Source organism: Eubacterium ruminantium (assembly GCF_900167085.1).
Lineage (GTDB): Bacteria > Bacillota > Clostridia > Lachnospirales > Lachnospiraceae > Eubacterium_Q > Eubacterium_Q ruminantium.
Genome location: NZ_FUXA01000005.1, coordinates 258,791 through 274,280, shown reverse-complemented (window position 1 = coordinate 274,280; position 15,490 = coordinate 258,791). Strand labels below are relative to the sequence as shown.

Below are 15,490 nucleotides of genomic sequence, written 5' to 3'. Positions count from 1 at the left end.
GTTTATCATTTACAACTTTTCAACAAGCTTCTTCATCCTTGCAGCTGCTGCTTCTACATCGTCCTGCCCGTAAATAGCACTTACAACTGCAACTCCACTCACTCCTCTGCCCGCAAGTTCCGAAACATTCTCTTCTGTGATCCCTCCGATGGCTACCACAGGAATATTTACCGCCTCACATATAGCCTGCAAGGTGTCATGACTAAGTGGTGATGCATCCTTTTTTGTTCCTGTTGCAAATGCAGCACCGACTCCAAGATAATCCGCGCCATCCTTTTCAGCGCGCAACGCCTCTTCTACCGAATGAGCTGAAACACCGAGAATTCTGTCAGGTCCGATAAGCTTTCTAACCTCTGCTGCAGGTCTGTCATTTTGTCCCACATGAACACCGTCAGCATCAAGTAATAGCGTAAGTTCTATATCATCATCAAGTATAAAAGGAACCTTATATCTTCCGCATAATTCCTTTAATCCTTTTCCAAGAGAAATGATTTCATCCTTTCCGGCCTTCTTCTCTCTAAGCTGAACAAATGTTGCTCCGCCTCTGATTGCTTCTTCGGTCTTCTCATATAATGTTTCACCTTCTTTAAGCCAGTAACGGTCTGTTACAGCATAAAGAAGCATCGCTCTTCTTATCTCTTCTTTTGTAAATCTAGCCATCATAAACCTCTTTCCGGATTTAATATATTTATAAAAAGTGATAGCGGAATCCCAAAGGACCCCGCTATAAATCCGCTATTTAGCTTCAAAAAGCCTTCTTTCCGCTTCAAGGAACATCCTGTCTATATCCATAAATTCCGAATACTTGGCATATCCGCATTTAACACTTATTTTTGCATCATATCCGTCGACTTTTCTTGTTCCGCCGACATAATTTATAACTCCTGAAATGAGTTCTTCTATCTCTTCTTCACTGTTTATCCTTAATAGAATGATGAATACATCTCCCGCAAATCTTGCAAGAATACTATCATCACCCATACATTCTTCTATTCTTCTTGCAGTATTTATCAGAAGATCATCGCCCATCTGATAACCATAGCTGTCGTTATAGCTTCTAAAATTAACTATATCAAGATAGATTGATACAAAATCCCTTGAATCTTCAAAATATTTTTCTTCAAGATCCTGAGCTACTTCATATGCTCCGCTTCGGTTAAGTACTCCCGTAAGCTGATCGAAAAACTCATAACGCTTAATCTGATCTTTGGTTTTGTTAAGTTCGCTTATAACTTCTTTAAATGATTTATTGGTATCGGTAACATCATTAAAGTCTCCCACAAGTCCGCATACCTGACCATTTTCATAAACAGGTCGCTTACTTGCAATGATCTCTCTTTCCTGTCCGTTAACAATGCATTTACATTCAGAACGGAGTACCGATCTTCCTTCTTCAAGAACAATCATCTCATCATTTAAAAACTGTGAAGGATTCTTTAGCCAACCAATCTCTTCATCAAACTTTCCGATTATATCCTCAACGCTTTCAAATCCAAAATAATCCAGAAATGCTTTATTGGCCCCAACAAAACGGCGAGTTTTATCTTTCCAGAAAATCTTAGCATGAGTATTGTCCAAAACTGCTTCGTAAATCCTGTTCTGATTCTTCAGGACTTCCAACTGCTGTTTCAACATTTCATTTTCTTCTATGTAGTTTTCAGGTTGTGAATTTATATCCATGTAACACCCTATCCTAAAAGCTATATACTAAATCAAAGCGCGCCTTATATTATACACGATTTAATGTTTTGAATCAAACTCTTTACGTGTTTTGTAGCGTGACATGGCACGGGCCAAACTTATCTCAGCAAGTTTATATTCTCTCTGATTCTGCTTAAGAAGCATTCCCGCAAGCGCTTTTTCTTCTGTTCTTTTTGCTCTGTTAAGATCTATCTCTTCAGGTGTTTCAAGAGAATCTATAAGAAGAATGACCCTGTTATTCTCTATCTTTATAAATCCTGTTCCGACCGATGCAATCTTCTTCTCGCCTGAAGCAGTCTCGATATGCAACACACCCGGAACTACCGGTGCGATCATATTTCTATGACCTGCCATCACACCATAATCACCATCAATTGTCGGAAATCTGAGAGATACAAGTTCACCTTCAAAATAAGGGCTGTCCGCCTCTCTTATCTCAGCATGAAATGAAGCCATATATTATTCCTCTTCTATCTGCTTTGCCTTCGCATAAGCATCATCAATAGTACCGACATTATAAAATGCATTTTCAGGCATATTATCCACTTCTCCGCCTATGATGATTTCTATTCCCTTGATGGTATCTTCAAGCGGAACATATACACCTTTATTTCCTGTAAATTTCTCTGCCACATACATAGGCTGTGAAAGGAATCTCATTATTCTTCTTGCTCTCTGAACTATTCCCTTATCATCATCCGAAAGCTCGTCCATACCAAGGATTGCGATGATATCCTGAAGCTCACTGTATTTCTGAAGTATCTCCTGTGACTTTCTTGCCACATTATAATGTCTTTCTCCAACTACACTTGCTTCAAGTATTCTTGATGTCGATGCAAGAGGATCAACCGCCGGATATATACCCTGCTCAGCTATTCTTCTTGAAAGAACCGTTGTGGCATCAAGATGTGAGAATGTTGTTGCAGGTGCAGGATCTGTAAGGTCATCGGCAGGTACATAAACCGCCTGAACCGATGTTATGGATCCATTCTTAGTAGAGGTGATTCTCTCCTGAAGAGCACCCATTTCATTTGCAAGAGTCGGCTGGTAACCAACCGCTGAAGGCATACGTCCGAGAAGTGTTGAAACCTCTGAACCTGCCTGTACAAATCTGAATATATTATCTATAAAAAGGAGTACATCCTTATTCTGATCGTCTCTGAAATATTCTGCCATCGTAAGTCCTGTAAGTGCAACTCTCATACGCACTCCCGGAGACTCATTCATCTGACCGAATACCATGGCCGTCTTCTCAAGGGTACCGCTTTCCTTCATCTCTCTCCACAGGTCATTACCTTCCCTGCTTCGTTCGCCAACACCCGTAAATATAGAATATCCGTTGTGGGCCATGGCTACATTATGGATAAGTTCCTGAATAAGAACTGTCTTTCCTACTCCGGCACCACCGAAAAGACCGATCTTTCCACCTCTTTGATAAGGTTCAAGAAGATCTATAACTTTAATACCTGTTTCGAGTATCTCTACTTCCACACTCTGGTCTTCAAACAAAGGAGCTTTACGATGAATGCTTCTTCTCTCCGCAGACTCATCTATCTGCTCTCCTCCATCTATGGCATCTCCAAGAACGTTGAACATCCTTCCGAGAGTCGCTTCTCCAACGGGAACTTTAATTCCACCGCCTTCATAGATAGCATCGTCGCCTCTGGCAATTCCTTCACTCTGTGAAAGCATGATACATCTGACTGTACGATTATGGAGAATCTGAGAAACTTCCATGACACGCTTTTCATTTTCAACATTTACATATAATGCATCACGTAATCTTGGAACTTCTCCTTCTTTAAATTCAACTTCTATTACAGGTCCTGAAACCTGAACTATCTTACCTTTATTCAAGATACAGCCTCCCCTGTTTTTCTTGTCTTTTTACGTTTCTGAGCATTTGCTCCGGCAGCAATCTCGGTTATTTCCTGGGTTATCGCTGCCTGTCTAACGCGGTTATATTCGACTGATAATTCCGATAATATCTCTTCCGCATTTTCATTTGCATTATTCATGGCCGTCATTCTTGCATTCTGCTCCGAGCAATAGCTGTCTATCATGGCACCATAGATGAATCCTGCAAGATACATCGAAACTACATTATCTATAACATCTATAAATGACGGATAAAACTCAAAATCCTCATAGTTTTTAACATCACTTACCATATGCCTGTCGAGAACTCGTCTTCTGTTAAGAGGAAGTATTCTCTTTCTTTCAACAACTTCTGTTATTCCGCTGAGATTTGTATAAATGATAAATACATCTCTGTACATTCCGTCATCATACCCGTTCAGAATAGCAGTTGCAGTCTTTCTGGCTATATGGAGTGTTGGATTCATCGCCGGATAATTATAGCTTTCAACCATTTCAATTTTATGTTTTCTGAAATAGTTTCTGCCATATTCACCCATAACAAAAAGATAGGTTTTCTTATATTTGGCGATAAGCTTCTCCGTCTCCTTGATAACATTTGAATTATAAGAACCTGCCAAACCTTTGTCCGCCGTAATGACGAAGATTGCGCAAGTATTTCTTGCCGCACCTTTCTCGCCTGCTTTTTCCTCATCTGAGTAAAAATAATTACTGTCGACACTGTCAACCCTCCTCAGCATACGACTGAATTCCTGGTTGATTTCATCAAAGAAGGGTTTAGTTTTCTCGTATTCATTTCTTGCCTTACGCATCTTTGTTGTTGAGATAAGATACATGGCATTGGTTATCTTACGAGTATTCTTTATACTATTTATTCTGTCTTTGATCTCTTTGGTTCCTGACATTACAATATCCTCTAATCCGACTATTTAATCTGGGATACAATAAACTCCTTAGAAGCTTCTTTGATCGTCTCTATCTGTTCATCCGTAACTGTTCCTGATGAGTCAATCGAACTGCAGATTTCAGGATACATATCTTCAAAATATTCAAGCATATTGTTGTTGATATCATTTATCCTGTCTATCGGAACATCCTGCATATTATGATTAAGTGCAGAAATCAGCGAAATAACCTGCTGATGCTGAGACATCGGATGATTCTTTGGCTGACGGAGCAGTCTCATAAGTCCCTGTCCGTAAACAAGCTGTTTCTTTGTAGCTTCATCCAGATCACTTGAAAACTGTGTAAATACTTCCATTTCTCTATACTGAGCAAGATCAAGTCTGAGACTTCCCGTTGACTTCTTCATTGCTTTAGTCTGGGCAGCTCCACCTACTCGCGATACGGAAAGTCCGACATTTACGGCAGGTCTTTGTCCTGCGAAGAAAAGGTCGCTTTCCAGGAAAATCTGTCCATCTGTTATGGAAATGATATTTGTCGGAATATAAGCCGACACGTCACCAGCCTGTGTTTCAACTATAGGAAGCGCTGTCATTGATCCGCCTCCACGTTCATCTGAAAGATGAGCACTTCTTTCAAGAAGTCTTGAATGAAGATAGAAAACATCTCCCGGATATGCTTCACGTCCCGGTGATCTTTCAAGAAGAAGGCTAAGTGCTCTATATGCGATAGCATGCTTTGAAAGGTCATCATAAACTATAAGTACGTCTCTTCCGGTATTCATAAAATACTCACCCAGTGCTGTTCCTGCATAAGGCGCGATAAACTGTATAGGTGCTGTTTCACCAGCGGAAGCATTTACTATAACTGTATACTCCATAGCACCGGAAACAGTAAGATTCTGTACAAGATTTGCTATACTGCTGGCTTTCTGACCGATTGCCACATATACGCAGATAACATTTTTACCTTTCTGATTAAGAATGGTATCAACTGCTATCGATGTCTTTCCGGTCTGTCTATCTCCGATTATAAGTTCTCTTTGTCCTTTTCCTATAGGGAACATGGAATCAATTGTAAGAAGTCCCGTCTCCATAGGTTTATCAACAGGCTGTCTGTCTATGATACCCGGCGCCGGAGATTCGATAGCTCTATATCCTTCAGCAATTATCTCACCCTTACCGTCCACAGGCTCTCCAAGTGCATTTACAACTCTTCCGATAAATGCATCACCAACAGGAATACCTGCTGTTTTTCCTGTTCTATATACAAGACTGTCTTCGGTTATCTCATTGTCATCACCGAAAAGGATAACACCGGCCTCATCATAATTAAGATCCTGTATCATTCCTTTTACACCGCATTCAAATGCAACGATCTCACCGTATTTTACTCTGTCGAGTCCCGAAACCACGGCGATTCCGTCACCTACAGAGATAACTTTTCCTGTCTCGTCCGCTCTTATCTTAAGCTTCCAGTTTTTAATATTCTCTTTAACAAGACCGACAACATCATTTGTTTCCGAAACATCGATATCATCGATCATTTCCTTGAACTGTCTGAGTCTTCCTTCAGTAGTCCAGTCATATATCTCACTGCCGCAACAAAGCTTAAATCCATTTCCCAGCGACTTATCTTTTACCCATTCAAGTGTAACCGGGCGGCCGCCATTCTTTTTGCTAAGAAACTCCAGAAATTTTTCTTTCTGTTCATTACCGGGAGCTTCGGCGGCGTAGAGGTAAGCCTTAAGGCATTCTCCATCCTTCATATCCTACTTACTCCTTATTTGTCTCTTTAAGGAAGGCGTCATAATTATCGCTGAGACTTCCTTTGACAAGCTGCTCAGCTGCATCGGCGACAATATTCTTCGCTTCCTTATCAGCCTCGTGAATGATCCTGTCACTTTCTCTCTTCGCCTTGTCTTTGGCATCTTTTACTATCTTTTCAGCCTCTGCCTCAGCCTTCTCGATCTGTTCTTTTCTGAGAGAGCTTATCTCAGCATCAGCACTTCTTTTCTTAGCGGATATCTCTTCATCAACCGAAGCGAGCTTTTCTTCATAACTCTTCTTCAGTTCTTCAGCTTCAGCTTTATTGTCATCAGCCTTTTTCTCCATATCCTTATAATGTTCCTGCCTCTTATTCATGAAATCCTTTACCGGCTTGTAAAGAATAAGATAAAGCCCTGTAAATAATATTGCGAAATTGAGGAGGTGCAAACATATCTGTTGAAAATCAATATTCAGTGGCATAGCCATGCCTCCTTTACATTACGAATATAATAAGTATCGCTACAATAAGGGCATAAATGATCGCTGTCTCTATGAATACGAGACCGAGCATAAGTGATGTTCTGATATTTCCCGTTGCTTCAGGCTGACGAGATATACCTTCAACAGACTTAGCAATGGCAATACCCATACCGATTGCACCGGCTGCTGCTGCAAGGCCTACAACAAGCGCTGCTGCCATAGCTTTTCCTGATGTTGATGAATCAGATTTCTTATCTTCATTTACTGCTTCAGTCTCAACAACTGCATCGTCCTGATTTACTTCATTTACAGAAGATGTACTAACCTGCTGTGTTTTAGCTTCTTCCTTGTCAGTCATGGCAAGTACAGGTATTGATACGCCGAGGACCATGATGACAACCCCGAGAATTATAGGTAATACTTTAAGTGCTTTATTCATTTTAAAATTCCTCCTAAATAAATATGAGAATGTGATTTTATGCTTCTTTTTTATGCTTCTTCTCGGACGGTTCGGAAACTTCTCCGTAAAAAAGTCCTGTAAGCATTGTAAGAACGTAAGCCTGTATCAATGCATGAAGCAGTGTAAACATGACTCCTACAAATACAGGAAGTACAAAACTTAAATTTATATAATAGTAAACAAGTTCCGTTACAAGAAGACCACTGAGAAGTGCTCCGAAAAGACGGAAACTCATCGATATCGGAAGCGAGAAATCCTTGAGAGTCTTCAAAACTCCTCCGAATTTATTCTCTGCTATTCCTCCGGACATGATCACGAAATAAGATAAAAATCCCATACATATAGCTGCGTTAACATCCGAAATAGGTGCCGGAAGTGCTACAGAATGTCCTTTAGTCGTTACTCCCTGTATTCCGAAAAGTTCAAAACATGTTCCAATGAAAATATAGGAACCGGCTGTAAAAAGATATGCACCAAGGAACTTATTCCTGTGAGGACTGTTCCCTTTAGCAAGACCGTCAAATATTCCTACCCACTCTTCAATCAGTAATTGGAATTTGCCCGGAACGTATTTGAATTTCGGTATCACAAATATCCTTATGATCAGTGCAAAAAGCAGTATCACGGCAGTTACCGTAAATGCTGATATAACAGACGGATTAACATCCATTATTCCAAACAGGTTTATCTTATTATCCCCGTGAAGAACAGCATCTTTCATAGTTTCCTGGATCGTTTCATGCTTTTCTTTATTGCCAAGCACGAATGTCAAAACGCCAAGTCCGATAACCACGGCAAACATTATAAGAAGCACTGATATCCTCTTCTTTTTAGTCATTTTTCAGAACGTCATCTCCTCTCTTTTAACCAACACTAATTCTAGTTTTTATATACATCAAAGTCAAGTTGTGTATTATAATTTTTTGTTATCGGTCATAGTCCTGAATAACCGATACTTCCCCTGCATAAAGTGAATAAATCACAGCCTTTTTTATCTTATTTCCACTGATTCCCATAACAGCTTCCGAGTATAATCTAAGTTGCTCAAAATATCTCTTTATAAGAATTTCTTTTTTGCCTGTTCTGTCGGTTTTATAATCGACTATCACGGCATTATTATCTTCATCAATATAATAAGCATCTATGATACCCTGCACTATAACCAAACCGGATTCATTTTCATCTGAAGATATTCCCATGGTGAACGGTGCTTCTTTATAAAGCTTTCCTTCTTTATCGGCTTTCTTCATACATTTAAAAAGATCTGTATTCGCAAAGCGGGCAATGTATTTTATATAATTCCCTTCAGCGATCATCTTTCTGTCGTCCTCAGTGAAAAAATCATCACTCATTATATTTTCTGCCGCATCACGCATATCTTCTTCCGAATCAATCTTCTGAAAATCCATAAGTTCAAATATCTTATGAATAACAGTACCTCTTCTTGTGGCCGCCTTCTCAATCTCAGCCTTTTTGATCAGTTCCTCACGATCAGGCTTTCCGGCAGTGCCATCTGTCTTTCCGGCAGCCTCATCCGTTTTTTCTACACTTTCTCCCGGACTTCCGGCAGCCTCATCATCTTCATCACCGTGGATTCCGTAGACATCAAAATATGATGCCACCGCTTCTTCATTTTCTCCAGTTTCTTCATAAAGCATTTTCTTTATTTCGGAAACCGACATCTTCGCCTTGGTGACAGTATCTGTGAGATAAGGATATTCTTCCTTCTGCCTGTAGACTTTCTCTACCGCATCCCTCTTTTCCTGAACATCCCTTTCCTGCGACTTTTCCTTAAGTTCCTCCGAAAGCTTAATATAATCAGCTTTCTCCTTAAACTTTCTGACTTCATTTGTGACAGCTATATCACTAAATAAATAAGTCTCTACGTCAAATACATCATAAACAGCATTTATATTCAGCAGCGGCTCGATCCATGTAAGATACTTTTTAAAAGTACTTCGTAATTTATAATCAAGTCCTGACTCCTCCGATAATTTCTTATCAACCCCGGTCATGATCAGATATTCTCTTGCTCTGGTCATTCCGACATACAAAAGTCTCTGCTCTTCTTCAACCTTCGCAAGCTTTGAAAGGCGGATTATAGAACGGCACATAAAGCTCTTATCTTTGATCCTCCTCTTCGGATCAAGATAATTTACGGCTATATGATTGTCACCGTCAACATATACATCCTTCTTCTCATCCATCTGATTAAACTGTCTTCCGAGTCCCACAAGGAATACAACAGGATATTCAAGTCCCTTACTTTTATGGATAGTAGTGATCTGAACTTTATCATCACTGCCTGTATCCATTTGTGCTTCTGCAAAATCAATATCATGATATCTGCATTTCTCTATATATCTCAGGAAATTAAATAAGCCGTTAAATGAATTCTTTTCAAATTCTTCAGCCTTTTTCATAAGCATATTTATATTGGCTATTCTTATATTTCCGTTCGGCAACGCCGAAATATAGATATCATATCCGGTTTTTTCAAGAACCTTCTCAATGAGGCTGTCTATACCGGTATAATTCTTACATTCCTCAAGCTCTCTGATCATCGTAAAAAATCTTTCGAGCTTGGTCTTTATCTCATCCTCATCATGCTTTTCGATATAAGAAATGCATGCATCGTAGAAACTGCATTTTTCTTCAACATTTCCTCTTATCAGGATTAATTCACTATTTGTAAATCCGCCAATCGAAGAAGAAAGAACTGCAGCCAAAGGGATATCCTGTCTTACGTTATCAATCACACTAAGAAGTGAAAGCATAGTTGTGATCTCTATCGCATCAAAATATCCATTCGGATTATCAAGTTTAACTCCGATACCTCTTCTTTTAAGAGCAGTTTCGTATTTATCTCCACGCCCCTTTACGCCTCTCATGATTATGGCTATATCGGAAGGCTTCACTCTTCTTCTGACCTTTTTGTCGGTATCAAGTATAAGGAACTCTTCATCATTAAGAAGCTCGTCTATCTTTGAAGCAACAAGTTCTGCTTCATATTCATCATTGTCAATTTCCTCTTCTTTTATTTCGCCGGACATTCCTTCTTCTTCATCCTGCGGCTGTGTAATAAGCATAACAAGAGGCTTTCTTCCCGGTCCTGTCTCTGCAGGATAAATATCAGCTTCCGACGCAAATGAAAGGGCGGCTCTGTCATCATAATCAATCCCGCCTATATCCTTTTGCATAAGATGCTTAAATATATAATTCGTTGCATCAAGAACAGGTTTTCTCGATCTGTAATTCGTACAAAGGTCGATTACAACTCCCGAAGCATCTTCAGGAATATCATCCTTTGAAAGATCCGTTACATTTGCGTAATCATTATATTTATCGATGAAAAGCTTAGGGCTCGCCTGTCTGAAACGATATATACTCTGCTTAACATCACCAACCATGAAAATATTATACGGAATACCATTCTTCGTTCTCGCAATAAGATTCAGCATATCTTCCTGGATATAACTACTGTCCTGATATTCGTCTGTATAAATAAATTTATATTTGTCCGCATAATTCTTTGCGACTCCCGACGGAAGTGCAGTTCCTTTTTCATCTCTTAAAATGCGCCCTTCGTCATCACATTCGGAAAGTATCTGCAAAGCAAAATGCGAAATATCACTGAATTCATATTGTCTTCTTCTATGCTTTTCAGTCATGAGTCTTTCATATATTTCTATACTTGTGAAAACAATGATATCAATCCATTTTGAAGTATTTTCTTCTATCTCTTTTTTAAGCGAATCCATATTCGGAAGTTTTCCGCTGCCGGTTATATTTTCAGCTATAGAGCCGATGATCCCGCTTTTAAGACTGTATTTCGATCTGAAATATGTATATGCTTCAGGCTCATCCTTACTCTTCGGTTTAAATTTATAACCTGAAAGTGCCTCCGAAATAGTCTTATATCCGCCGCCATTTTCCGGGTCACATGCTTCCTTAATGCCTTCAAGGATTTCTCTATCGAGTCTTGCTTTTTCAATAAGCTTACTGTCCTGCTTTTCTTCGGCAATCTCCAAGACCTTGTCATTATATCCGATGGCTGTTTCGACCTGTCCGTAAATATCCCTTATGATAAACTTCATCCACGGCATTTCATCAATCTCGCCTGTAAGCCTTGAATCCATCAGCCATTTAACAGGATCCGGCATTGTACTTGCAACACGGATAACCCTGCTGAAAATATCCTTTAATTCCGAATCGCTGGTTTTTCTGAAGAATACATTTGCAAGCTCGCAAAAGTCTGCCGACTTAATATATTTACCATCGGTTCCGCCGAAAAGCTGTTCAAAGAATTCTTCTGTGATATCTTCCTGAATTATGGAAGCCATATTTCCGTCTGTTACATTAAATGCAGGATCTATGCCTATAACATTGAAATTCTCTCTGACGATCTTCGCAGAAAAGCTGTCCAATGTGCATATATCCGCTCTTCCGACTGCAGTCTGTTGTCTAAGGAGGTGATCCACCAATTTAAGATCCGGATACTCTTTCTTACTTTCCTCATTGATCTTCTCGGAAATGGTTTTTGTTATCTTTTCCTTCATCTGTGAAGCAGCGGCTCTTGTGAATGTAACCACAAGAAATTCATCGATATTATTCTTATATTCACCATCTTCTTCAGTCATGATGCTTTCTAAGATACGTTCAACAAGAACAGCTGTCTTGCCGGAACCTGCTGCAGCTGAAACAAGTATGTTTTTATTGTAATTTCTGCTATCAATTACCTGCTTTTGTTGTTTATTCCACACTGTCATTTTTTGCAGCAGCCCCTCCTCTATTGATCATCTCACTAAACTTTTGCTCATCTATATCTTTTGAAACTCTGTTGATCTTATTATCCCTGTTAATCACGTCGAATCTGCATACAGACTTAAAACTGCAATAATCGCATTCCGATGAGGCCCCCTTATTGTAAGGGTTCTTTTCAATATCACCGGACATCATTTTGTCTGTAAGTTCTCCGGCCTTAACCTTTGCAAAATTCTCTATACATCTGAATTCATCCACCGAAAGATTTATATGGAAGCCTTTGATATCACCGGCTTTTTTATCCTTATATGGCTTTGTATAGAAATCAAACGGAAGGATCTTTGCATCTCCGTCTTTCCATCTTTCAGGTTCGGATATACCTTTCTCCTGAATCTCCTTCATGAAAGGATCATCGGCAGAAATACCTCTAAGCCTTAATTCCTTAGAGATTTTCTCCTCTATTACCCTAGGGTCATCTTCATTATCCGGCTTCTTAATATATGGATCATGCACCGGATAGTAATACATTCCCACAGGATAAACATTTACATTTCTGCCCTTTTTCTTATATACTTCTCTGACTTTTTCAGTCATAACTCCGAGATATATAACAAGCTGAAGCTGTCTGCCGTTATATAATTCCGAATAGTCAAATGTATTATTTCCGGTTTTATAATCAAGTATTCTAAGATAAACATTGTCGCCTTCTTCGTAGATATCAGCTCTGTCTATCCTTCCCACAAGTTTTATCTCTTCCTTCGCTCCGACCTTCGCCCTGTCGAATCCATCTCTGTCGGTAAACTGTTCCTCATAGAAAACAGGAACCATGTCACCGCCTCTTATCTGTTCACTGACAGAAGTGATGGTACGTTCACCCAGCTGATAGATATTTTCAATAATATATCTATTATATCCTTCTGCTATCACTTCACCTTCCGGAGAGATAAAATCATCGGACATCCTTCTGAATTCCGTAGTTATAGCATCCTTCATCATTTTTATCTCTTCGTCACGTTTTATCTTCTGCCAATTATCATAAGTTGCGGAAATAGTTTCTCCCTCCATCTCATCGAACACATCTCTTAATGCGTCATGGAGCACATTTCCGAAATTAAGCTGATCAATATTTCCTGAACGTCTTTCTTCAAGAGAAAGCATATATCGGAGGAAATATTTATATTCGCATCCCGCATACTGCTCAAGCTTTGAAACAGACTGAACCAAAAGCGCTTTTTTCGCTGCTTCTACCGCTGCTTCCGTAAGCTTCTTATCATCTATCTCATAAGCTTTTGCCTGATCGATATATCTCTTCTTATCTTCAAATAAACTGTATAAAACAGCATCATCAAGAGAAATGTCTTCATCTCCGTCATATAAGAATTTCCTAAAAGCTTCGGCAAAGAAATAAATATCCGTCTTCTCCGTACCTTTAAATACAGACGGTTTTCTGTTTTCCACCGATAGTCCCGAAAGAATCGCTTTTATTCTCGGGATTATATATGCGGATGTTAATTCCTCTCCGTCATTTCCTGCTTTGCAATAAGTCACATAAAGTCTTTCCATCGGTTTTGCGATGGCAAGATACATATAGAACTGTTCTATATAAAGTTTTCCCTTATCACTTGGCGCAAACTGCTTTCTTATGCCCTTCTTTTGGAATATATTTTCAACATATTCCTTATCCTGATCGGACAATATCTTCGCAGCATGAGGCGGATGCGGAACAACGCCTTCATTCATGTCCGTCAGGAATAATACCTTGATATCGGACACTCTTGTTCTTTCCGTATCACCTATAACAACACTGTCAATAACAGCCGGAATAGTTCCTATCCTGATCTCATTCATACCGGACTTCAGTATAGAAGCAAACTCCCTGAGAGTTATCTCTTCCTCCCCGAGAACATTTTCCATCTCATCAAAGAATGCGCAGATATTCTTATAAAGAGCCCTGTATGTTCTTGCAAGAGGTATGTCATTTTCCTCTATCCTGTCAGCCATAAGAAGAATGCTTTCCTCATATTCTTCATTTATCATGAATGTTCTTATGGCATTTATCAGATCCTTAACCTTTCCGGTTTTACTCTTTATTCCTTCATGGAAGTCGCCGATAACTTTCATTATCTTCTTTCTGACTTCTTCCTGCTCTGCATATCTGTCTTCGTTATTTAGGATCTTAGAGAAGCACCTGCTCCACTTTCTGTAACCTTTGATATTTTTCTCTAAAACAAAATTCTCGATAAGCGCTATCTCTTCACCGGTAAGCCCACTTATGACTCCGGTTTTTAAAAATGCAAATATACTCTCATAATCATAATTTTTATCTTCAGCCATAAGTAAGAGAATGATTGCTTCCGAAAATGGATTCTGTCTCATTTTCCTTGTATTATCCAGGAAATAAGGTATGTCATATTTCCTGAAGATCTTCTCAAATGACTTTGAACTGTCATCGAGAGAAGGAGAAAATACAGCTATATCGCTATATCTCATACCTTCTTCTCTTATAAGGCGCTTAATCTCTTCAGCGATAACAGCTATCTCATCATCGGAATTTCTGCATTCAAGTACCTTAACACTTTCATCGCATTCTTTATGTTCCGGACTCGGAAATCTAAATATTCCCGATACCAGATCATCAAGCATGGTGCCCTTCTGATGTCTCTGATCATTCTCATACAATAAAACTTCACCTTCGGAAAGGCCGTTTTCTTTTGCTTTTTCCATAAGATTTTTATATGTCACATAACTAAGATTAAATATTTCATAGTCTTTGACCACTCTTTTACTTTTAACTATCTCACTGTCCATAGTGATCACAAAGCTGAGACTTTCAGCCCTTTTCATTATCTCTTCTATGAGATCATACTGAGCAGGAGTATAGCCCGTAAAACCATCAAATGTAACAACTGCATTATCCAGGATATTGCACTCAAGTGATGAAAGCTTACGAAGCAGATATGACACAAGTCTCTCAGCAGGAAGGCTTTCTTCATAATCAGAAACCTTCTCCTCAAAGCCTGCAAATATATCTCTTATATCTTTGAGTTTCTCCAGAAGGACCGGTTTCTCCCCGGTCGCCTCCATCTCATTTATAACTTCATCAATATCCGAAATAGTAATATTATATTGAAATAATTCTGATAAAAGGGATTTTGCTTCAGAAATGAAGCCGTCTTTATCGATACTGTTTTTATATACTCTAAGCTTAAGTCTTCCTGCTATAAATCTGATTATCATTGATTTATCCGCATCTGCAAGAAGTCCTCCAACCTTAGCTCTCATTTCATTAAATATCTTATAAGCAAGTCGACTGATTCCGACTATATCGATATTCATGAAACCTTTCCTTCCATGACAAAGAGACATGATTTTCACCATGTCTCTTTCTACAGTACTTGCCGCTTGTTCCGGCACTATCATCAAATATTTTTTATCCGGATTCAGTACAGCCGCCTCAGCAACTCTCTTCATAAGATCCGTAGTTTTACCTGTTCCCGACGCCCCAACTAAATAATTGATCACAGCTCCCATACGC

Annotated in this window: 11 protein-coding genes; all 11 read right to left on the bottom strand. The window is 39.2% G+C overall.

The window, feature by feature from the left end:
• Window positions 1-9: 9 nt before the first annotated feature.
• A complete protein-coding gene (thiE, locus tag B5D25_RS03980) occupies window positions 10-660 on the bottom strand; it encodes a thiamine phosphate synthase (RefSeq protein ID WP_078786616.1) in 651 nt (216 codons plus the stop codon).
• A gap of 75 nt (window positions 661-735) precedes the next feature.
• Window positions 736-1,680: a sensor domain-containing diguanylate cyclase gene (locus B5D25_RS03975; RefSeq protein ID WP_078786614.1), complete on the bottom strand. Its 945-nt coding sequence runs from the start codon at window positions 1,678-1,680 to the stop codon at window positions 736-738.
• Window positions 1,681-1,740: 60 nt separating this feature from the next.
• A complete protein-coding gene (locus B5D25_RS03970; RefSeq protein WP_078786612.1) occupies window positions 1,741-2,157 on the bottom strand; it encodes a FoF1 ATP synthase subunit delta/epsilon in 417 nt (138 codons plus the stop codon).
• A gap of 3 nt (window positions 2,158-2,160) precedes the next feature.
• Window positions 2,161-3,558, bottom strand: coding sequence for a F0F1 ATP synthase subunit beta (atpD, locus tag B5D25_RS03965; protein WP_078786610.1), 1,398 nt, complete (start codon window positions 3,556-3,558; stop codon window positions 2,161-2,163).
• Complete coding sequence (atpG, locus tag B5D25_RS03960; protein ID WP_078786608.1) at window positions 3,555-4,484, bottom strand: ATP synthase F1 subunit gamma; 930 nt, start codon at window positions 4,482-4,484, stop codon at window positions 3,555-3,557. Before atpG ends, atpD begins: the two co-directional genes overlap by 4 nt.
• A 20-nt stretch (window positions 4,485-4,504) precedes the next feature.
• The gene (atpA, locus tag B5D25_RS03955) at window positions 4,505-6,250 is read right to left on the bottom strand and encodes a F0F1 ATP synthase subunit alpha (RefSeq protein WP_078786606.1); all 1,746 of its coding nucleotides are present in this window, start codon (window positions 6,248-6,250) and stop codon (window positions 4,505-4,507) included.
• Between the two features lie 7 nt (window positions 6,251-6,257).
• Window positions 6,258-6,731, bottom strand: coding sequence for an ATP synthase F0 subunit B (locus tag B5D25_RS03950; RefSeq protein WP_159444076.1), 474 nt, complete (start codon window positions 6,729-6,731; stop codon window positions 6,258-6,260).
• Window positions 6,732-6,744: 13 nt separating this feature from the next.
• The gene (locus tag B5D25_RS13310) at window positions 6,745-7,170 is read right to left on the bottom strand and encodes an ATP synthase F0 subunit C (protein ID WP_242870196.1); all 426 of its coding nucleotides are present in this window, start codon (window positions 7,168-7,170) and stop codon (window positions 6,745-6,747) included.
• Window positions 7,171-7,207: 37 nt separating this feature from the next.
• Window positions 7,208-8,029: a F0F1 ATP synthase subunit A gene (locus B5D25_RS03940; RefSeq protein ID WP_078786602.1), complete on the bottom strand. Its 822-nt coding sequence runs from the start codon at window positions 8,027-8,029 to the stop codon at window positions 7,208-7,210.
• An 88-nt stretch (window positions 8,030-8,117) separates the two neighbouring features.
• Window positions 8,118-11,960, bottom strand: a complete 3,843-nt coding sequence (gene addA, locus B5D25_RS03935; protein WP_078786600.1) for a helicase-exonuclease AddAB subunit AddA — start codon at window positions 11,958-11,960, stop codon at window positions 8,118-8,120.
• Window positions 11,944-15,486, bottom strand: coding sequence for a PD-(D/E)XK nuclease family protein (locus B5D25_RS03930; RefSeq protein ID WP_078786598.1), 3,543 nt, complete (start codon window positions 15,484-15,486; stop codon window positions 11,944-11,946). Before B5D25_RS03930 ends, addA begins: the two co-directional genes overlap by 17 nt.
• Window positions 15,487-15,490 lie beyond the last annotated feature (4 nt).